We start from the raw sequence: 18,870 nt of genomic DNA on the forward strand, positions 1-18,870 counted from the left end.
ATCAATTGTAACACTACTTACTAACTTGTAACGAAAGACATCCTCTTTTAAACATGCTGTAACCACAGATAGGGGTTAACCATGCTAAGATTAGCCTGTCAATAATTAAAAGGAGGACTACATAGTGAAAAAATTAGTAGCTTTGTTAGTAGGTTTAATTATTTATAGTTTATCTCAGGTGGTGGTATCTGCAGAGGAGTATGAAGTGAAAAAGGGAGACACCCTTTGGGATATAGCGAATGAACATAAAACAAGTGTAAAACAGTTGATGGATATAAATGGATTGGATTCTTCCTGGATTTACCCTGAACAAGTACTAAGCTTGGCTGAGGAAGAATTTGAATATTACATAGTGGAGCAAGGAGATACACTGAGTAAAATCAGCGAGAAGCATGGCGATGATGTCACTATCGCAAACCTAAAGGCATGGAACCGTTTATCTTCTGACTTCATCATTACTGGGCAAGAGTTAGTCGTGACTGGGGCGGAAGATGCAGCTCAAACTGCTGAAATTCAGCACAAAGGTTCAACGAATGAAGTAGAGGATTCGGAATCAGTAGTGTTTAACACAGAAAGCACAGAAGTAAATGAAACAGAAACCAAGGGAGAGCCTGAAGAACAAGATGCAACAATCAAAGGTAAGACCCTGTCCGTTGAAGCGACTGCATATACAGCGTACTGTGCAGGATGCTCTGGTATCACTGCAACAGGTATTAATTTGAAAAATAATCCCAATGCAAAGGTAATTGCTGTTGATCCGAACGTTATCCCACTTGGTACGAAAGTATATGTAGAAGGTTATGGGCATGCGATAGCAGGAGATACAGGTGGTGCGATTAAAGGGAATAAAATAGATATTCATGTTCCAACGAAAGATGAAGCGTTTAGTTGGGGTAGAAGAGTCGTCGAGGTCACTATTTTGGAGTAATGCGTCAAGGAAACTTTAAAAAGTATTTATATATAACGAGTGCTCTTCACGTTGATGAAGAACACTCGTTTTTTTCATTGTATTTCGAAAAATCTACTTTAATCAATGGTATATTATGCTAAAATTACACTATAGTAGCTAAATTCAAGGGAGGATCTAACATGGATAAATTGATGAAATCGTCAACAGATAAAGCTTTATGTGGGGTATGTGCAGGGATAGCTCAATTTTTTAGTATTGATCCATTGATTGTAAGACTAATATTTATTTTCACTCCTGTTTCCATACTCGTTTACCTTCTATTAGCTGCGTTTTTACCAGAGAATCCATCCCTTTATTAGCATTAGGAGACAAAAAGATTGTATGGTTGCTTGAGGCATTCCGCTAATGAAGTACTGTTCGTTTATTATCAATTGAGAAAGAGGATATAAGTTTATGAATGTTAGAGGTGTAGAAATGAATATAACAATTACAAAACCTGAAACAAAACATACGAAGGCAATTGCTAAGATCTGTGCAACTGGGTGGAGACAAACAGTGGAAGGGGTTTTAAGTGAAAATTACCAGATCGAAAATGTTCATTTTTGGTATAACGAAAATAAAGTTTATCATGATATCAAAGCAGGAACCTATTCACATATAGCACTATTACATGATGAAGTAGTTGGTGTGATTGGTGGTGGAATGACAGGTGAAAACGTGGGAGAGATCTTTGTGCTTTATGTAGATGAAACGCTCAGGTACAAAGGGATTGGAAGACTACTTCTTGAAGCACTTACGAAGCAACAATTGGAGAGCGATGCTACAGAACAATGGGTATCTGTTCAAGAAGGAAATATGCGGGGAATTCCTTTTTATGAAGCTAGGGGTTTTGTGTTTCAAGGGAAAAAAACCACTGTGACAGAAACGGGAGAAAAGCAGACTTCTTTACGATACAATAGACAATTAGCTGAATAGACAACAATAAGCAACTTAATAATGAAAAGAGGAAGTGTTTGGTGACACCTTTTACCGAAAAAGTGATAAATATCATTCGAGATATACCTGAGGGAAAAGTTATGACTTATGGTCAGGTTGCGCGTCTCGCAGGAAACCCGAGAGCTGCACGTCAAGTCTCCCGTATCCTCCATTCAATGAGCAAGAAGTATCACCTTCCATGGCATAGGGTAATAAACGCAAAAGGACACGTAGTAATCAAAGAAGATGATGCTTATCATGCGCAAATATTGAACCTTCAAATGGAGGGGATTGATGTGGACCATCGTGGCAAGATTAACTTAGAGAAATATCAGGCTTGAAAATAAAATATACTTTTTTTAATAATCAGGAAGGACAATAGATTAAAAGAGCGAATATAAGAAATATAATACGCTTTTAAGGTGGTATTGTATGATGAGTAGTCCAATATTAAATCAAATAGGAACCGTTTTCATCCCTGTTAGTAACATAGAGAAAGCAAGAGATTGGTATTGTGAGATATTAGGATTAGATACAAAAGGTGAGATACAATTTGGCCATCTTTATATGCTACCAATGAACGGCTCAGGGATTGTGTTAGATAGCAAGATTTATTCAAAGGATAATGTATTCAGGACTCCCGCGTTTCATTTTAATACAGAAAATATAGATGATGCATATCAATTCATGAAGGAAAAGAATGTAAATATAATAACGGAAATTAGGCATGAACACTATTTTAATTTCAAAGACCCTGATGGAAATTTACTAATGATTTGTAAATGCTGAGGAGGAATATTGATGGATCAGATTATTCACCAAGAACAGGAGATCGATTTCCTCCCATACGTATTTATTACGTTTATATCTTTGGTGACGATTAGAAAGTCAGCCAAAGTGGAGAGAGTTAGAAAAGTATTAAAAAAACAACTTGAACAACAGTATAATAACCTTGGCAAGGTATAAATGTTCCCGTAAAAGAATCAGGAACAATCTATTATAGATAGGTTCTAGACATTGGAGTTGTAAATCTTACACATTTAAAGCTGGTGTTAACGAATGAATATTTCTTTATCTCTTGTACCATACGAAGATAAGATGATTCTCTTTCAATTGATACAATTATATCGCTATGACAGCAGTGAGCATGATGGACATGCGCTAAATCACCATGGTTTATATTCTTATAAATACTTAGACCATCAATGGACAGAGGATTATCGCCGCCCATTTATCATTAAAGTAGACGGTGAGATTGCGGGTTTTGCGTTAATTATGCTTTGATGTCCCTAAAGCATATACAAAACATATCACAGCAGCCGAGACTAATGTCATAAGTGATTACTTTATCATGCGTAAATTTAGAGGTAAAGGGATAGAGAAAAAAAAAACGCGTTTTCATTATTCGATCGATTCGAAGGTACTTGGGAAGTAAGACAAACAAATACCAATAAAGCTGCTCATACATTTTGGAAGAAAGTTATTACAGAATATAGCAAGGAAGACATTAAAGAAGAAATAATAAAAAGTGACTTGTGGAATGGACCAGTTTTTGTTTTTCGGTATAACCTTCTCCATTTAGGTAACGGTTGTAGAAAGTGATACTTTTCTACAACCGCAGGAAAAATCTCTATTTACCTTTTTCAAACTTAGCTAGAAATGTCATTGCACGTTCTAAAGGTACATCCGCATTATAATGCCAATTTTCATAATCCATTTCTCCACTTGGTTCACAGTAGACAAGTTTTAAATCCATATCAAGTGTTAGCAACTTCAAGTCAGTAGGAGAATAGCACCTTAAAGATTGAATGATTTTCTTATCTTTGTTCTCATCAATCCAACACGTATTAATCATCCTACTTTCATATGCATCAAAATCATAATGACTATTGTAGTTTCCGAATTTCATTTTTTGCCCGGTAACCTTTGACCAGTACCAAGGCGTGTAGACATCTATTAGAGCAATACCATTTGGATTTAACCAGTTCGTTACTCTTTCTAACAACACTTGTTGGTGCCTATCAGAACCAATTCCAAATCCATCCCAGTAGCAAATAACGTCAAATGCTTCATGTAAGGTTACCTCGTAAAAATCTCCATGAACAATGCTTAACCTTTCACTAACATTATTTTTTTGTGCAAGTTCTTTCATATGCCCGACAGCTGAAGGTGCAAGTTCGATAACGGTTACTTCATACCCCTTCTTCGCAGCAGCTACAGCGAATTGCCCACTTCCACCACCTAGTTCAAGTATCTTCTTAACTGGGTATTCACTATATTTATCTACTTTCTCAACTAAGCTGTCCAATAAACGTTCCGTATTATATTCTTTATTTGCATGTAACCACTCGAATTGTGTATCATAAAAATCTTTTGACCATTCCATAAAAGCCCTCCTTAGAATAATTTAATCGTTTTCTAAGCATGCTTTTAAGTGAAAATTAAGAATACTCAAGGGAATCCTCCTTTTGTATGACGGAATATTTCTAATTTAGTATAATCAATTTAGGTTGCTTATTCAATTAAAAGGAAAGCATGATCTAAAAGCAGAGAATAATCTTAGCAAATACTTTTAAAACTGAAAGAATCAAATAGAAGTTATTGAGGGGGAGTAATCGGTGGAGTTAATTGCACTTAATCAAAATCTGTTAAAGAGCAACAGAAACGAGCAACCATCACTGTCTATGATTACTCGCTTTTCTGTTTTACTTATCACCATCGTTTAATCTTCTTGCTTCCTCAGGACTCGACATTTTAGTCGATCCTTTATAACGTAACCCAACATCACGGTCGGATTCCACGCGTCCACTTTGTTTTAATTTCTTTTCTTGACGATCTTTTCCCATTTTTAGCACCTCCTAACATTAACATGGGTCTTTTAAAAAGAATTATGCGCGATAGTTATATTGACTGTTTTCTAGAAGATTGTTGCTTTTCTTTTTCTGCGGCTATGCTGTAGAAGCCTTTCTTGTCCTGGGGGAAAAGCACGTGTCTGAAGCCCTCGCAGTGAGTGGTCTTTGCTGGCGAGGAGGGCTCTGAGTCCCTGCCCTAGGATGCGCGTACTACCCGGAACGGAATCGGGCATAGCACATACGCAGAAGTTTATATCAAATGTCAATTATAAAAAGGCAACAAATTATGCGAAAACAGCCTTTATAGAAAACAATTCATATCAAATCAATATAATTATGCTAATATTATGAGTATTAGTTTTGGTAAGGATTTTATTATAAGAAAGGTTAACGAGGAGGATTAATAATGACAACACCAAAACATATCGTATCAGCTGCAACAATAGTATTAAATGATCAAGGGAAAATTTTATTGATAAAAGGGCCGAGAAGGGGATGGGAAATGCCTGGTGGACAGGTTGAGGAGGGGGAGTCTCTAAAGAATGCTGCTATTCGAGAAACAAAAGAAGAATCTGGCATTGATATTGAGATTATAACGTTTTGTGGTGTATTCCAGAATGTAAAAGCTAGTATTTGTAACACATTGTTTTTGGCTAGACCAATTGGAGGAGAACTTACAACTAGCTCGGAAAGTCTAGATGTTGGATTTTTTCCAATAGAACAAGCAATGGAAATGGTTACTTTTAAGAATTTCAGGCAAAGAATGGAGTATTGCTTGAATCCAGATCTTCATCCGTTTCTTGTTGAATTTTGAACTAGCAGTTTCCTAAATACATCCATAATAAGATTGGAACAGGAACAAAAGTATATGCACCGAATAAAAAAGTAGGAGTAGCTAAAGGATTAGCTCGTTCGTTCAAAATGATTCGATGGCTGGTAATTATTTATTTTCGAATCTAACCTTTTGATACGAGTAAGTGCGTTCGCATAATCTATTTGACGATAATGATGATTTCCACCAGGTTCTTCATCGGCTTCGTCAGCAATAGCTACGACCTTTTGTAGGGGACTAAGATGTAAATTGCCCTCTGGCAAGTATGAGTCTGTGTGAAGAAGAACTGCTAGAGCAATTGCCTTGGCATCTCTAAAATCCTCGCCACAGCGAACAAGTAATTTATGTGCGCGGGCAGCACCTTTGATGGCATGGATATCATTTTCTTTGTACATATCATAATCCCATTCTCCGCTCCCGCTGTACCAGCTATAATGACCGATGTCATGCAGGAAGCCTGCTTTTGCTGCTAAATCAGGATTTACATCTGATTTAATGGCAATATCGAAAGCTTTCTCAGCAACAGAAATAGCATGTGCAATTCCAGAACGACCAACATACTTTTGAGCGATCGGGTGTATGAACAACATTTCTAGTGTCACATTTCTATTCATTTATTTTCCTCCTTTTTATCTATATTTCGTATGAAATAAAAAAGTTTATTGTTGTATACAATAACACTTCTCAACAAGTAATACAATCGTTTTTCTATAAATTTAAAATTTCATTTTTGAAAAGGATAATTGCCTATCTATAGCGAATTCATAGAAATAACAGTATTAGAAATTTAATAATGAATGGAAGAAAGGAGGCAGAGAAGGGGTTACAGTTATAAATGAGAGGTGAAAGAAATGAAAAAGGCCGTTCTATTTGATTTAGACGGAACATTACTAAATAGAGATAAATCCTTGGAGGTATTTATTGCTGACCAATACGAGAGGTTAAATAAATGGCTTGGCCACATACCAAAAGGTACCTATATTTCAAGATTTATCAAGCTTGATAATCATGGTCTGATTTGGAAAGATAAAGTTTATCAACAATTAGTGGATGAATTTAATTTGAGACCGCTCACTTGGGAATTTCTACTTGAAGATTACCTCACACGGTTTAATAATAATTGTATACCTTTTCCTAATGTCTCTTCAATCTTAGAGCAATTAAAAACTGAAAATTTTCTATTAGGAATGATTACGAACGGCAAAGGGAGTTTCCAAATGGATAATATAAAGGCTTTGGGTATTGAAAATTATTTTGATACAATTCTAATTTCTGATTGGGAAGGAATGAAAAAGCCAGATACTGTAATATTTAAAAGAGCCTTAGAAGGATTGAATGTTTCACCCAAAGAAAGTATCTTTGTTGGGGATCATCCAGAAAACGATATATTGGCCGCACAAAACATAGGAATGACTGGAATATGGAAAAGAAATTTCCAATGGACAATGTCGGGAGCAGATTACATAATTGATGATTTAATCGAAGTACCGTTAATTGTCCGCAAATTAAATGAAGGATAGAATGTGGGATGCTATGAGCACCCCACAGTTTCTTCATGCCAGTACACATGAACAAAAAATTAAAAAGGTGGTTACTATGAGCACGCTAACAATTATAGAACTAGTATCTGAAGAAGAAATTATGAAAGCTTTTCCGGTAATGAAACAGTTACGAACTCACCTTGATGAAAGTACCTATCTTGAATTAGTTCACGAAGCACAAGAAAAAGATTGTTATAAAATGTATGCTTTATTTGATAAAAATGAAATTGTTGCAGTAACTGGTTTCAAGCCTATGATTACTTTGTATTACGGAAGATTTGTTTGGGTATGTGATTTAGTTACCGATATGAATAAGCGATCTAATGGCTTTGGCGAGAGGTTGCTTAAATATGTCCAGGATTGGGCAAAAGCAAATAATTATGAAAAAGTTGCTTTATCTTCAGGGCTTCAGCGCACTGACGCACATCGCTTTTATGAAGAAAAGATGAACTATGATAAAGTTAGTTTTGTTTTTAAAACCGAGGTGCCTTCATAGGTGCCTGTCACTTGTCGGAATATGTCGAAAACCGAAAAGTGACAGCACCTACATTAATCCACCAGATCCCCAATTTATTACATCCTCCTTCCTCCTTTACCTTGTAATACGATATACCTCCATTTCCAATTTTATCCATACATCCTTTTGAACAGACAAGCGGAAAATAGAATGTAGTTTTAATTGGAATGGAGGAATTTGGCCAATGAAAAAAATATTTTCGGTTTTGGTTCTTTCTTTGATGTTTGTTTTTCCATTAAATGCTCATGCTCAGATTAAAATGTTTAATGAGCCACCATTTGATTACTACAAAGTTTCAAAAGGAGACTCCTTCTGGTTTATCGCCAAACGCTATGGACTGGATTACCAGGAGTTGATGCGATTAAATCCTAGTGTCGTCCCAACAAATATGCAAGTCGGCAGTGCAATTCGCTTAAGAGATACTGCTAAAAGTCCTGCATCATTTGAACAACAAGTAGCAGATTTGGTAAATGCTGAAAGAGCGAAAGTTGGATTAGGTCCACTGAAACATCGTGCTGACATTAAAAACGTTGCTGAAAAGAAAGCAATGGATTTAATCAATTCCAACTATTTTGCGCACAATAGTCCAAACTATGGATCACCATTTGATATGTTAAAAACCTTTGGCATAGCTTATAGAACAGCTGGTGAGAATATAGCAAAAGGGCAAAAATCACCACAAGAAGTAATGAATGCTTGGATGAATTCCCCAGGACACAAAGCAAATATTCTAAAAGCAGAATATGACTCCATTGGCGTAGGCTATTACCAAGGAGCATGGGTACAATTATTCACCGGTTCATAATAATGGTGCCTGTCACTCCTCGAATTTTGGCGATTTATGTCGAAATATAGATGGTGACAGGTGCTTTAATATGGTAAAATTATCCTATGCATAAAGGAGGTTCTGGATCAACATTCATACGTAAGGCTCAATTTCACAGAGAGCTTCTATAACCAAAAATAATTACATACAAGATTTACACAATTTTGGGAAAGGAAAGCAATGAAAAAAAGAACGCTTTTACTACATCTCTTATTATTGTTTATACTTATCATAGCTGCATGTGGTACGGAAGAACCGAAACAAGAGATTTCTATGCAACATACAAAGGATGTATTGCTTTTAGAAAAGCCGATTATCGAAAAACAAGAAGATGAGGCAATAGCGGAAGATAAACAACTCGAGAACGTTCAAGAAAAAAAGGTACAAGCCATCGAACAAAAGCCGGTTGTGAAATCTACCGAAGAATTGAGTAAAGAAAAAGAAGAATTGGTCCCACTAAAAGATGAGACTGAAGAAAATAAAAAGTTAATCGAAAATGATTCTGCTGGTGACACGGAAGCACCGAACGAAAAAAATGATAAAGAAACCTTCCATCAAAACGAAGAAACTACCATAAAAGCTGGTGTGCCAACGATAAATGCTTCTCTTCCTGATGATAACTCGGAAGCAAGAGTCACACCGATTACACATGTCGTCATTCATTTTTCGAGCAACGTACTTGCTAAGCCACAAGACCCATTTGTTCCAGAAGATATATTTAATATTTTTAGGGATTATGGGGTGTCGGCCCATTATTTCATCGGAAGAAATGGTCAGATCTATCATTTGGTTTCTGAAGACAGGGTTGCCTATCATGCTGGAAAAGGGAATTTACCTGATTTTCCAAACTATAAAGACCATTTAAATGATTACTCCATCGGGATTGAACTTGCTGCTATTGGGACTAAGAAAGAAATGGAACCCATGATGTCAGAGTCTGCCTATGAATCTATCAATCCTTCGTACATCGGCTACACTGATGCGCAGTACCATTCTTTAGATCTTTTACTTCATGATATCCTGTCTCGAAATACGACAATTAAAAGGGATAGAAAACATATTGTTGGACACGATGAATATGCCCCTACACGAAAAACAGATCCAGGGTCACTGTTTGATTGGTCAATCATAGGTTTTTAATCCATATCGTTTAAAATCCGTTTTTCTGGAATTGCATTATTTTTAAATATTTGCAACAATTAATTTAAGGTAATTACCAGAATTGGAGGAAGACGATGAGTGAATTTCATTTAAGTTTCAAGAATAAAAAAGTTAGAATCTGGTTCTATTTAATGATACCGGCGATCCTTCTTAGTATTTTATTAATTATCTATTTTCCTAACAATTTGCCTCGAATATATAATATTATACCGTCTTTACCCGTCTTCATCGCTTATGCTGTGTACTATCTTTGGTCATTTTTGATTAATAAAAAGAATAAACGATAATTACATAATTAAAGCAGACTAAGGGAATTATAAGATGGATTTTATATACTTATTGGAGGGTCCATAGATGGTACAACAGAACATACATGAACAATTACAACAGGCAAGTCAGAAAATAAAAGATGCTCAGGAAAAGGTTCTACAGGCTCAGGGGAAGGATTTTCAAGTATTGGAACAAGCAGAGAAGCAATTACGATTAGCGGAAGAAGAGTTACAAGGCGTAAGTAGTCAAGCTGGAACAGAAGCGACAGAGAACTCTCAATTTCAACAAGCTTTTGAAGAGCTACATGATGTACGTCAACAAGTAACAGAAGCGCAGCAAAATATTAATGATGTGTTGTAATTGTAGATGACATCAAGCAGAGAAAGGCTAACCATTCCATTTTGGTTAGCCTTAATATATTCATTTAAAAGTAAGAAATCACTATACCTCCAACTGCCCCAGCTAAAACAACAACCCATGGCGGTAATTTCCAGAATACCAACATACTAAATAAAATTGCAGCAAGCGCAAAATCTACCGCTGTAAAAATCGAGCTAATCCAAATTGGCTGGTAAAATGCGGAAATCAATATACCAACAACAGAAGCATTTACGCCCATTAATGCGCCTTTAATTTTCGGGTTGCTGCGTAAAGAATCCCAGAATGGAAGTGTCCCTAAAATTAAGAGGAATGCAGGTAAAAAGATTGCAAACGTTGCAAACAATCCACCTTGCCAGCCGTTAATTACTGTTCCGATATAAGCTGCAAAAGTGAAAAGTGGTCCAGGTACTGCTTGGGCTGCCCCGTATCCTGCTAGAAATTCTTGTTCTGTCAACCAACCTGTAGGAACAAATTCTTGTTCTAGTAATGGTAATACAACATGTCCACCACCAAACACAAGTGCACCTGAACGATAAAAGCTATCAAATAATGCAATCCAATCAAGTGATGTGAGATTACTTAATATCGGTAATAAAATTAACAGTCCAAAGAAAAGAGACAGGACGATATAACCAAAGCGCCGTGAAATTGGAAATCGTGCAACATTCGATTTTTCTTCTTTTAACGTTTGCTCTCTATACATAACAAACCCAACTACACCTGCTAATAGAATAACACCAATTTGTGAATATGCTGTTTGCCAAAGCAACGTAATAACCAAAGCAAATAGTGCAATTGTTTTCCGTTTTATATCAGGAGTCAATTTTTGTGCCATTCCTAAAATGGCATGTGCGACAACAACTACTGCAACAATTTTCAAGCCATTAATCCAGCCAGCTTCTTCCATATTAAATGTATGTAGAACCGAAGCAAAAATAATGAGTGCAATAACAGAAGGTAGTGTAAAACCAATAAATGATATGATTCCTCCCAGTACACCACCCCTGATTACACCAATTCCAATTCCCACCTGACTACTAGCAGGTCCAGGTAAAAACTGACATAATGCCACTAAGTCCGCATAACTTTTTTCATCCATCCATTTCCGTCTACGAACATACTCCTCATGGAAGTATCCCAAATGGGCGATAGGCCCACCGAAAGAGGTTAACCCAAGTCTTGTGGAAACGACTAATATTTCGAGTAGTGTTTTTAATTTCATCTTTTCACCAGCTTTCTAATCTTTTATTTCTTTAAATAATTCATAGGCTTTCGCACGCGCTTGAATCAGTACTTCTTCACCTTTCCTTGTTGCTGAATAATATTTGCGTATTTTCCCATCAACTTTCTGGTCTTCACGCTTTAAGAGTCCATCCGCTTCCATGTTGTGAAGAATGGGATAAAGTGTTCCGGCACTAATTTCATAGCCATGTTCCTCTAATTCCTCATGCATCCACGCACCATAAATAGGATGTTCCTTTGCATGATGAAGGATGTGAATCTGTATAAACCCTAGAAAGAGTTTTCTAAGTATTTTATCCTCCAGTGTCATTCACTCCTTTCCTGTTATCGTAAGTCAATATCGAAAGCCGATATTGAAGAATGATATATAGAAACTATCATATATGCCAGCAGGTTACAATGCCTTTTAAGGGAATAAGGCATTATTTTACATAAAATTTACATAATAGATCGATTAGCAAAGAAAAGGAGTTTTACATCATGCAGGAATTATGAGTAATCATGTCGAATTTAAATATATTATGAGTGATATGTACATTCCACATTAGGAGGTAAATCATGCTAAGTAAACAAGGATTTAATTTATGGGCAGATGAATATGACAAAACAGTCCAAGTTAGTGAGGAAAATAATTTGTACCCGTTTGCTGGGTATAAACGTATCTTGAATACTATCTTTAACGAAGCAATGCAAAATGAGAAATCCAAAATTCTTGATATCGGTTTTGGAACTGGTGTATTAACGAGTAAACTATACGAAGAAGGACATCAAATGGATGGATTAGATTTTTCTTCTAAAATGGTATCAATAGCACAAGCTAAAATGCCAAACGCAAATTTAAAGGAATGGGATATATCTAACGGTTTACCAGATTTTGTATCTGAAAATAAGTATGACTCGATCATCAGCACCTATACGTTACACCACCTAACAGACGAAGCTAAAGTACAGCTAATCAAACAGTTATTGCCTATACTTAACCAAAATGGAAAGTTACTTATTGGCGATATTGCTTTTGAAACAAGATCACAACTGAACAATTGTAGAAAAGACAGTGAAGGCTACTGGGATGAAGAAGAAATATACTTTGTTGCTGAAGAAATCACAGCTACACTAGCCGCATTTTGCAGTTGTACATTTTATCCGATATCTCATTGTGGTGGCGTTTTTATTATCTCAGGAAGTGTCATGAATCAGAGGTTAACTTGTCAATAGGACCCTTTACTTTTAACCCGAGAGTGTTAGTTTTCCAAAAGGAGTTGGTTTATTGCTAGAGACAACAAGTTGTATACTTACATTCGTACAACAAACAGATTATGAGAATGTAAGACTTCTGTATATCAATGAAAAAGTTCGCAAATACCTTGGTGGCGTTATTGAAGAGAAGGGAATAATAATAAGATTTAACAAGATGATGCAACCGACTAGAAATGCTTTCTACTTTACCGTTAAAGAAAAAGGGACTGACGCCTTCGTTGGTTTAGTTTCTTTTGATACACATCATGATGGCAACTCCACTGAATTATCTTTTCAATTCCTACCAGATTATTGGGGAATGGGATATGCTACAGAGGTTTGTAATGCAATGATTGCGTTTGCTTTTAATAAACTACAAATCAATACCCTTGTCGCTGAAACTCAAACAGCTAACATTGCATCATGTAGATTACTTGAAAAGATAGGAATGGAACTGCAAGAAAATGTTGTGCGATTCGGAGCAGAACAAGCAATTTATCGATTGATAAAAGAAGTTGATACATAATTAAAAAACGAGTTAGTATGGAACTTATTGAAATTAAAATACATAACAAGTCTTTTATGCTGGTTATCATTCGATACGAAATTGATAACCAGCTTTTATTGTACATAAGTTAGCTTGATTTCAGAAAACTCAAAAAGGTGACATCCATCACAAAATGATGTATAGTTACCTAGGTAACTAATTCTAATGGAGGTTTTTTTGTGGTTCAATCGTTTTTTCAACGGAATTTACAATTTAACAGATCATTTAAAAAGAAATTAAATGAACAATTAATGAAGGTAGGTTTATATCATTCCCAATGGTCAATTATCTATTACTTGAAACAATTTGATACGACAACCCTTGTTGAGATTAGCAACTACCTTGATGTTGAAAAACCGACGATTACAAGAACCGTCAATCGACTAGAAGAACAACAGCTTGTTGTTAAGATCCCTAGTGAAGATAAGCGTGAACGGAGAATACAGTTAACGGGTAAAGGTCTCGCGTTATACGAGGAAGCAAAACAAATTGTAGATGCATTTGAACGCTCACTACTTACAGGAATACCGGATGATGACCAGAAAAAGACAGTTGAAGTAATGCAACTTCTTCTCGAAAAATTAAAGTAAGGGGGAGTTTTTTTGGCAAGAAAACCAAAATTATGGACAAAAGATTTTATTATGGTATCCATATCAAACTTTTTATTATTCATTTCATTTTATATGCTAATGGTGACATTAGCGGTTTACTCCATTGAGAACTTTCATGCATCCCAAAGTGAAGCCGGCTTAGCCTCTAGTATATTTGTTCTAGGTGCGGTAATCGTAAGACCAATTGCTGGAAAGGTAATTGACACGGTAGGAAAGAAAAAGTTGTTACTTATTGGTTTATCTCTATTCTTAATTATGATGCTCTTATATTTTCCTATTAATAACTTAGGTCTATTATTCCTTATCCGATTTCTACATGGATTTTCATTTGGTATTAGTACAACAGCTACAGGGGCCATTGCTGCAGATATTATTCCTATGGCAAGACGCGGGGAAGGAATGGGATACTTTTCTACAAGTATGAACTTAGCGATGGCAATCGGTCCGTTTTTGGGATTATTTATTAGTCAACAATTTGATGGCTCGATGATTTTTATTACAACGACTATTTTCGCTGTAATAGCCGTCTTATCAGCACTATTTTTGCATGTGCCACAGATAGAGCAGCGGAATGAAAACATACAAGTAGAGAAACGATTCAGGATAACCGATTACTTTGAAAAAAGCACATTACCAATCGCTTTGTTCGTAATGATTTGTGGCTTTGTGTATTCCAGTATCTTAACATTCCTAACAGCTTACGCCGAAGAGATTAATTTAGTTAATGCTGCAAGCTTTTTCTTTGTTATGTATGCAGTTTTTCTATTGCTTTCAAGACCATTCACAGGGAAAATGTTTGATATAAAAGGGGAAAATAAAGTAATGTACCCTTCGATCCTAATGTTTGGGATAGGCTTGGTAATTTTAAGTCAAGTAAACTCTGGGTTAGTTTTACTTATAGCAGGAGCAATTATTGGGGTAGGCTTTGGTACACTTCAATCAAGTGCACAAACCATTGCCGTAAATGAAGCAGAACGGCATAGAGTTGGATTAGCGACATCTACATTTTTCGTATTCTTTGATTTAGGTGTTGGAGTTGGTCCGTTTTTACTCGGATTCATCTTGCCTTTAACTGGATTTAGAGGAATTTATTTAGGTATGGCTATGCTTGTCTTCTTTAGTATGCTTGTTTATTATATCGTCCACGGTAAAAAAGCATCGAATAGACAGGAGCAAAACAACTCCATGGCTTCATAGGTAAACATAATAAACAATTAGCGCATTCCCTCCATAAGGGAATGTGCTTTTTTCAAATAGAAATAGTCATATATACATCCTTTCATTGATAAATTGATAGTAGGTAAAAACAAATAGCGTAAAAAGACTTTCATCACATGAAAGGAGAAGATGTATGCCTTCTAAGCTAAGCAAAGATTACTCGTTTTCAATTACACCAAAACAACCCTATATCGATGAAGACATCCATATTCGTTTATCAGGTTGTGAACCAGGAGAAATCGTGACGATTAGAGCAAAAACATTGGATGATGAACATCAGCCATTTGCGTCTTTTGCCACGTTTAGGGCGGACCCAGAAGGAGTTATAGATTTAAGTAGTCAAAAGCCAATGAATGGTACGTATAAAGAAAAGGATTCGATGGGCTTATTTTGGTCAATGGAATATACTGGTAAGGGAAATAAGTTGTTTATTAAAACAACATCCTGTCCCATTACTACCTACTTAACTGCCGAGGTCGGGAAAGATGTTATTGCTGGTACACAGGTAACTCGCATGCTTGAACAGGAAACGATTCATAAGATTGAACTAAACAATAATGGGATAGTCGGCACATTATACCGTCCAAAAGCTTCCAATGCTTATCCAGCAGTAATCATTTTAGGAGGGTCAGACGGTGCGGTACATGAACAAGCAGCAGCCATGCTTGCATCAAAGGGGTATGTTGCACTTGCTTTAGCATACTTCGGAAGAGAAGGGTTACCTGAAGGACTGATCAACATTCCTCTAGAATACTTTGGAGGGGCAATAGATTGGTTACAACAACTTACCTTTGTTAACGAAAATAAAATTGGTGTTATCGGATTTTCTCGAGGAGCTGAAGTAGCTTTATTGTTAGGTTCTGTTTATCCTTCAATTCAAACGATAATCGCGGCATCACCAAATGGACTCGTCTTTTCTGGGATAAAGGATTATCAGCCAGTAAACCAATCCGCTTGGACCTATAAAGGAAAAGAAATTGCCTATTTTCATTCCAATTTAAAAATCCAAGATGTGCTAACTTTCTTCGGTGAATGGATGACAGGTCAACCAATTTCAAACCTTGACGCAACACTAAAAGCAATAGAAAACCGAAAAAAGGTTTATGCGGCACGTATTCCAGTAGAAAAAATAAATTGCCCGGTTTTACTTCTTTCTGGAGAAGATGACCAGTTGATTCCCGCTTCTAAATTTTCAAAAATGGTAGTCAGAAAGCTTGCAAATAAACAGTCTAAACATATATCTTTTAAAGATGCGGGTCACTTTTCTAGCTTTCCTTATGCATTGCCAAATATTCCAACAAACGAACTTATCTCAAACCGTGCAAGAATGAAAATGACATTTGGCGGAAGCAAAGAGGCGAATAATAAAGCAGCAAATGAATCATGGCATCATATCGTACATTTCCTTGATCAATATTTAAAAAGCTTAAATAATCCTGTGAAAATCTCCTACATGAAATGAACGTTTGGAAAGAGTAATCATTCTCCCGCTGGAATGATGTTCTTTATTACGTTGTTTGGATAAATACTTGTACATAAAAATCCATCTACAGAGAAAAATAGCGGATGGAGGTGGTAACAATGAGCAAAAATTCAAAGAAAAAATTAAATGGAATGAGCGATGAACAAGCAGTTAGAGGTAAATTGTCCAAACAATTTGATCATGAATTTGCAAATGAACCATTAACACCAGAAGAGAAGTATAATAATAAGAAAACGAAAAAAAGACAATAAGCTTTATTCATTGTGCCTGTTCGCTTTTCGACAAATTTCGAGGAGTGACAGGCACCGCTATTTGCTATACAATGAATGGTGTGATTTTGTATAGCAAGGGAGCACTTATAATGAAGCAGTTTCTTAGTTTAGAAGAAATACAAGCTAAATGTGAACAAATACAAGATAATTATGAAATAGATGAAGACAAGTTTTACCAGATTATAGAAAAGTGGGCTGAGAGAGATAGCTCAGTTGAAGAAAAAATAGTATCTAGCTTCAGGGAATTACTTGCAGTTGTTAGTACCGAAATGACCAACATGGAAGCTTCTGTTCAGATGGACGCTACGTGTAGACAAGGCTGTGCTTTTTGTTGCTATTTTCCAATCATTGTTAGTGAGATGGAAGCGAAAATAATGAAAAAAGCGATTGAGAACTTTCCCGAAGAGAGGCGTATTGCTATCCAGGATCATCTATCAAACTATTACCAAAAACACGGTGATAGGGTAGAAGAGATTACATCCCTTGATTTCAACGAAGATAATGACTTCAAACTTAAATATAGAAGAAGTCTTGTTCCATGTCCGCTACTGAATCCACAAACAAACCAATGTATGGCCTATGAAATCCGCCCAATTCCATGTCGAACATATGTGAATTACACGGATCCAACCGTATGTGAAGAGAATCTAATGCCAAAAGAAACGGTCAGCTTTGAATTTTTATACGAACAATATATGGGTGTATTAAATGAATTTATGCAATATCTGTATGAAGCGGAAGATACAGCATTTATCACCTATCCAGATGATATGTATGCAAATGACTACTTGGTGAATTGGCTCAAGGTCTTGTAATACTAATCCAATCATAAGAGAGAGGGACAGCACATTTTCGTGTTTCCCTCTTTCTTTTTCGTTCATAAATTCACATATAGTTCTTAATCTACATGTACAAGCATAGAATGATACCATCTACATTTTTGGAGGGCTATGTAATGACAGTTGGTTTACTAATCATTCTATTCTTTGTACTTGTTTTACCATTTTTTGTAAAAATCGTTGAAAGGAATTTAGAAGTATTTTTATTTTTGATGGGTTTACTGGCAGCGATCGTTAGTGGTGTTTTTGATAAGGAATTATTCCAAGTCTCACTGACAAACCCAATTAAAATTACACTTGCAGTCCTAGTCGCTGGACTACTTTTTAAATGGCTACAACAACCAATTGAAAATGCTATCGTAAAAATGAGTCAGGCATTAAATATTCGCCTATTTTTAGGGTTATTAATTGTAATTCTCGGGTTTTTATCAAGTATCATTACGGCCATTATAGCAGCTATCATTCTTGTTTCTGTGATAAGCATCTTAAAACTTGATCGTAAGACAGAGGTACAAGCTATTGTCCTAGCTTGTTTCTCTATTGGTTTAGGTGCGGTATTAACACCAATTGGCGAGCCATTAGCAACGATAGCAATAAGTAAATTAGGGGAGGATTTCTCTTATTTATTTCATTTAATTGGGATGGAAATTATTGTTGCAATTATCGCAATCGGAACCTTTACATTCCTTTGGTTACAACCTAGTCAAAAAACAAATTCCAAAACATTTAAAAGGGAAACAGAGGGATACCATACAATCATCTTTCGTTCCGTTAAAATCTATTTATTTGTAATGGGCTTAACTTTGCTTGGGGCTGGATTTGAACCGCTTGTAAATCGGTATTTACTAGATTTAGATTCGTCTGTCTTATACTGGATAAATATTCTTTCTGCTATACTTGATAATGCAACATTGGCCGCTGCTGAAATCAGTCCAGAAATGAGTGCCGAAACAATTCGTTATATCATTCTAGGGTTAATTATAAGTGGGGGTATGCTTATTCAAGGAAACATTCCAAATATTATTTCAGCAAACAAATTAAGAATCACGAGTAAAGAATGGGCAAAATTTGCTGCACCATTTGGATTCACGTTGATGCTAATCTTTTTTCTCTATTTAAATATTTTCGGGTAAAGGTCATAAAAAAAACCAGGAGAA

Annotated in this window: 26 protein-coding genes; 21 read left to right on the forward strand and 5 right to left on the reverse strand. The window is 35.9% G+C overall.

Annotated elements, in window-relative coordinates; all coding sequences use genetic code 11:
• Positions 1–124 precede the first annotated feature (124 nt).
• From D8M05_RS05540 to D8M05_RS20505, 7 genes are all read left to right on the forward strand, one after another.
• Positions 125–928, forward strand: coding sequence for a 3D domain-containing protein (locus D8M05_RS05540; RefSeq protein WP_121129476.1), 804 nt, complete (start codon positions 125–127; stop codon positions 926–928).
• Between the two features lie 161 nt (positions 929–1,089).
• Entirely contained in the window at positions 1,090–1,269 is a 180-nt protein-coding gene (locus D8M05_RS05545) for a PspC domain-containing protein (RefSeq protein WP_121129478.1), read from the forward strand.
• A gap of 94 nt (positions 1,270–1,363) precedes the next feature.
• Positions 1,364–1,885, forward strand: coding sequence for a GNAT family N-acetyltransferase (locus D8M05_RS05550; RefSeq protein WP_245985204.1), 522 nt, complete (start codon positions 1,364–1,366; stop codon positions 1,883–1,885).
• 41 nt (positions 1,886–1,926) lie between these two features.
• Positions 1,927–2,226: an MGMT family protein gene (locus D8M05_RS05555; RefSeq protein ID WP_121129480.1), complete on the forward strand. Its 300-nt coding sequence runs from the start codon at positions 1,927–1,929 to the stop codon at positions 2,224–2,226.
• A gap of 94 nt (positions 2,227–2,320) precedes the next feature.
• Positions 2,321–2,674, forward strand: a complete 354-nt coding sequence (locus D8M05_RS05560) for a VOC family protein (RefSeq protein WP_121129592.1) — start codon at positions 2,321–2,323, stop codon at positions 2,672–2,674.
• A 12-nt stretch (positions 2,675–2,686) separates the two neighbouring features.
• Positions 2,687–2,851, forward strand: coding sequence for a hypothetical protein (locus D8M05_RS20110; protein WP_183072709.1), 165 nt, complete (start codon positions 2,687–2,689; stop codon positions 2,849–2,851).
• Positions 2,852–2,944: 93 nt separating this feature from the next.
• A complete protein-coding gene (locus D8M05_RS20505) occupies positions 2,945–3,169 on the forward strand; it encodes a hypothetical protein (RefSeq protein WP_245985207.1) in 225 nt (74 codons plus the stop codon).
• Positions 3,170–3,515: 346 nt separating this feature from the next.
• Here the strand turns inward: D8M05_RS20505 and D8M05_RS05570 are convergent, their stop codons facing one another.
• Positions 3,516–4,271, reverse strand: coding sequence for an SAM-dependent methyltransferase (locus tag D8M05_RS05570; RefSeq protein WP_121129482.1), 756 nt, complete (start codon positions 4,269–4,271; stop codon positions 3,516–3,518).
• 319 nt (positions 4,272–4,590) lie between these two features.
• Positions 4,591–4,731, reverse strand: a complete 141-nt coding sequence (locus D8M05_RS05575) for a YpzI family protein (protein ID WP_121129483.1) — start codon at positions 4,729–4,731, stop codon at positions 4,591–4,593.
• A gap of 412 nt (positions 4,732–5,143) precedes the next feature.
• Between D8M05_RS05575 and D8M05_RS05580 the strand changes: the two genes are divergently transcribed.
• The gene (locus D8M05_RS05580; RefSeq protein WP_121129485.1) at positions 5,144–5,551 is read left to right on the forward strand and encodes an NUDIX hydrolase; all 408 of its coding nucleotides are present in this window, start codon (positions 5,144–5,146) and stop codon (positions 5,549–5,551) included.
• An 89-nt stretch (positions 5,552–5,640) separates the two neighbouring features.
• Here the strand turns inward: D8M05_RS05580 and D8M05_RS05585 are convergent, their stop codons facing one another.
• The gene (locus D8M05_RS05585) at positions 5,641–6,183 is read right to left on the reverse strand and encodes an HD domain-containing protein (protein WP_121129487.1); all 543 of its coding nucleotides are present in this window, start codon (positions 6,181–6,183) and stop codon (positions 5,641–5,643) included.
• A gap of 237 nt (positions 6,184–6,420) precedes the next feature.
• On the opposite strand from D8M05_RS05585, the gene D8M05_RS05590 reads away from it, so the two are divergent.
• The 5 genes from D8M05_RS05590 to D8M05_RS05615 all read left to right on the forward strand — a co-directional run bounded on the left by D8M05_RS05590 (position 6,421) and on the right by D8M05_RS05615 (position 10,244).
• Complete coding sequence (locus tag D8M05_RS05590) at positions 6,421–7,089, forward strand: HAD family hydrolase (protein ID WP_121129594.1); 669 nt, start codon at positions 6,421–6,423, stop codon at positions 7,087–7,089.
• 76 nt (positions 7,090–7,165) lie between these two features.
• Entirely contained in the window at positions 7,166–7,606 is a 441-nt protein-coding gene (locus D8M05_RS05595) for a GNAT family N-acetyltransferase (protein ID WP_121129596.1), read from the forward strand.
• Between the two features lie 205 nt (positions 7,607–7,811).
• Positions 7,812–8,432, forward strand: a complete 621-nt coding sequence (locus D8M05_RS05600; protein ID WP_245985209.1) for a CAP domain-containing protein — start codon at positions 7,812–7,814, stop codon at positions 8,430–8,432.
• 201 nt (positions 8,433–8,633) lie between these two features.
• Positions 8,634–9,593, forward strand: coding sequence for an N-acetylmuramoyl-L-alanine amidase (locus D8M05_RS05605; RefSeq protein ID WP_245985211.1), 960 nt, complete (start codon positions 8,634–8,636; stop codon positions 9,591–9,593).
• 375 nt (positions 9,594–9,968) lie between these two features.
• The gene (locus tag D8M05_RS05615) at positions 9,969–10,244 is read left to right on the forward strand and encodes a hypothetical protein (protein ID WP_121129491.1); all 276 of its coding nucleotides are present in this window, start codon (positions 9,969–9,971) and stop codon (positions 10,242–10,244) included.
• A gap of 64 nt (positions 10,245–10,308) precedes the next feature.
• On the opposite strand, the gene D8M05_RS05620 is transcribed toward D8M05_RS05615, so the two are convergent.
• On the reverse strand, positions 10,309–11,487 hold the full coding sequence (locus tag D8M05_RS05620; protein ID WP_121129493.1) for a chromate transporter: 1,179 nt from the start codon (positions 11,485–11,487) through the stop codon (positions 10,309–10,311).
• Between the two features lie 15 nt (positions 11,488–11,502).
• Positions 11,503–11,811 (reverse strand): PadR family transcriptional regulator, encoded by a 309-nt coding sequence (locus D8M05_RS05625; protein ID WP_121129602.1) that lies wholly within the window; start codon positions 11,809–11,811, stop codon positions 11,503–11,505.
• Positions 11,812–12,065: 254 nt separating this feature from the next.
• Between D8M05_RS05625 and D8M05_RS05630 the strand changes: the two genes are divergently transcribed.
• The 8 genes from D8M05_RS05630 (at position 12,066) to D8M05_RS05665 (ending at position 18,846) form a co-directional block, all read left to right on the forward strand.
• Complete coding sequence (locus D8M05_RS05630; protein WP_183072710.1) at positions 12,066–12,722, forward strand: class I SAM-dependent methyltransferase; 657 nt, start codon at positions 12,066–12,068, stop codon at positions 12,720–12,722.
• Between the two features lie 52 nt (positions 12,723–12,774).
• Complete coding sequence (locus D8M05_RS05635; RefSeq protein WP_121129497.1) at positions 12,775–13,269, forward strand: GNAT family N-acetyltransferase; 495 nt, start codon at positions 12,775–12,777, stop codon at positions 13,267–13,269.
• A 200-nt stretch (positions 13,270–13,469) separates the two neighbouring features.
• Positions 13,470–13,880 (forward strand): MarR family winged helix-turn-helix transcriptional regulator, encoded by a 411-nt coding sequence (locus tag D8M05_RS05640; protein WP_121129499.1) that lies wholly within the window; start codon positions 13,470–13,472, stop codon positions 13,878–13,880.
• Between the two features lie 12 nt (positions 13,881–13,892).
• A complete protein-coding gene (locus D8M05_RS05645) occupies positions 13,893–15,098 on the forward strand; it encodes an MFS transporter (protein WP_121129501.1) in 1,206 nt (401 codons plus the stop codon).
• Between the two features lie 154 nt (positions 15,099–15,252).
• Positions 15,253–16,581 (forward strand): acyl-CoA thioester hydrolase/BAAT C-terminal domain-containing protein, encoded by a 1,329-nt coding sequence (locus tag D8M05_RS05650; protein WP_121129504.1) that lies wholly within the window; start codon positions 15,253–15,255, stop codon positions 16,579–16,581.
• Positions 16,582–16,700: 119 nt separating this feature from the next.
• Positions 16,701–16,853: a small acid-soluble spore protein O gene (sspO, locus tag D8M05_RS05655; RefSeq protein WP_121129506.1), complete on the forward strand. Its 153-nt coding sequence runs from the start codon at positions 16,701–16,703 to the stop codon at positions 16,851–16,853.
• Positions 16,854–16,963: 110 nt separating this feature from the next.
• Positions 16,964–17,689, forward strand: coding sequence for a YkgJ family cysteine cluster protein (locus D8M05_RS05660; RefSeq protein WP_121129508.1), 726 nt, complete (start codon positions 16,964–16,966; stop codon positions 17,687–17,689).
• A 140-nt stretch (positions 17,690–17,829) separates the two neighbouring features.
• On the forward strand, positions 17,830–18,846 hold the full coding sequence (locus tag D8M05_RS05665) for a DUF1646 family protein (RefSeq protein ID WP_121129510.1): 1,017 nt from the start codon (positions 17,830–17,832) through the stop codon (positions 18,844–18,846).
• Positions 18,847–18,870: the final 24 nt, after the last annotated feature.

It is taken from the genome of Oceanobacillus bengalensis (assembly GCF_003628445.1).
Taxonomy (GTDB): Bacteria; Bacillota; Bacilli; order Bacillales; family Amphibacillaceae; genus Oceanobacillus; species Oceanobacillus bengalensis.

Coding starts and splice junctions, on each gene's coding strand:
- D8M05_RS05545 (WP_121129478.1), top strand. CDS start 1,090: ATGGATAAATTGATGAAATCGTCAACAGATAAAGCTTTATGTGGGGTA.
- D8M05_RS05550 (WP_245985204.1), top strand. CDS start 1,364: ATGAATGTTAGAGGTGTAGAAATGAATATAACAATTACAAAACCTGAA.
- D8M05_RS05560 (WP_121129592.1), top strand. CDS start 2,321: ATGAGTAGTCCAATATTAAATCAAATAGGAACCGTTTTCATCCCTGTT.
- D8M05_RS20110 (WP_183072709.1), top strand. CDS start 2,687: ATGGATCAGATTATTCACCAAGAACAGGAGATCGATTTCCTCCCATAC.
- D8M05_RS20505 (WP_245985207.1), top strand. CDS start 2,945: ATGAATATTTCTTTATCTCTTGTACCATACGAAGATAAGATGATTCTC.
- D8M05_RS05570 (WP_121129482.1), bottom strand. CDS start 4,271: ATGGAATGGTCAAAAGATTTTTATGATACACAATTCGAGTGGTTACAT.
- D8M05_RS05575 (WP_121129483.1), bottom strand. CDS start 4,731: ATGGGAAAAGATCGTCAAGAAAAGAAATTAAAACAAAGTGGACGCGTG.
- D8M05_RS05580 (WP_121129485.1), top strand. CDS start 5,144: ATGACAACACCAAAACATATCGTATCAGCTGCAACAATAGTATTAAAT.
- D8M05_RS05585 (WP_121129487.1), bottom strand. CDS start 6,183: ATGAATAGAAATGTGACACTAGAAATGTTGTTCATACACCCGATCGCT.
- D8M05_RS05590 (WP_121129594.1), top strand. CDS start 6,421: ATGAAAAAGGCCGTTCTATTTGATTTAGACGGAACATTACTAAATAGA.
- D8M05_RS05595 (WP_121129596.1), top strand. CDS start 7,166: ATGAGCACGCTAACAATTATAGAACTAGTATCTGAAGAAGAAATTATG.
- D8M05_RS05600 (WP_245985209.1), top strand. CDS start 7,812: ATGAAAAAAATATTTTCGGTTTTGGTTCTTTCTTTGATGTTTGTTTTT.
- D8M05_RS05605 (WP_245985211.1), top strand. CDS start 8,634: ATGAAAAAAAGAACGCTTTTACTACATCTCTTATTATTGTTTATACTT.
- D8M05_RS05615 (WP_121129491.1), top strand. CDS start 9,969: ATGGTACAACAGAACATACATGAACAATTACAACAGGCAAGTCAGAAA.
- D8M05_RS05620 (WP_121129493.1), bottom strand. CDS start 11,487: ATGAAATTAAAAACACTACTCGAAATATTAGTCGTTTCCACAAGACTT.
- D8M05_RS05630 (WP_183072710.1), top strand. CDS start 12,066: ATGCTAAGTAAACAAGGATTTAATTTATGGGCAGATGAATATGACAAA.
- D8M05_RS05650 (WP_121129504.1), top strand. CDS start 15,253: ATGCCTTCTAAGCTAAGCAAAGATTACTCGTTTTCAATTACACCAAAA.
- sspO (WP_121129506.1), top strand. CDS start 16,701: ATGAGCAAAAATTCAAAGAAAAAATTAAATGGAATGAGCGATGAACAA.
- D8M05_RS05660 (WP_121129508.1), top strand. CDS start 16,964: ATGAAGCAGTTTCTTAGTTTAGAAGAAATACAAGCTAAATGTGAACAA.
- D8M05_RS05665 (WP_121129510.1), top strand. CDS start 17,830: ATGACAGTTGGTTTACTAATCATTCTATTCTTTGTACTTGTTTTACCA.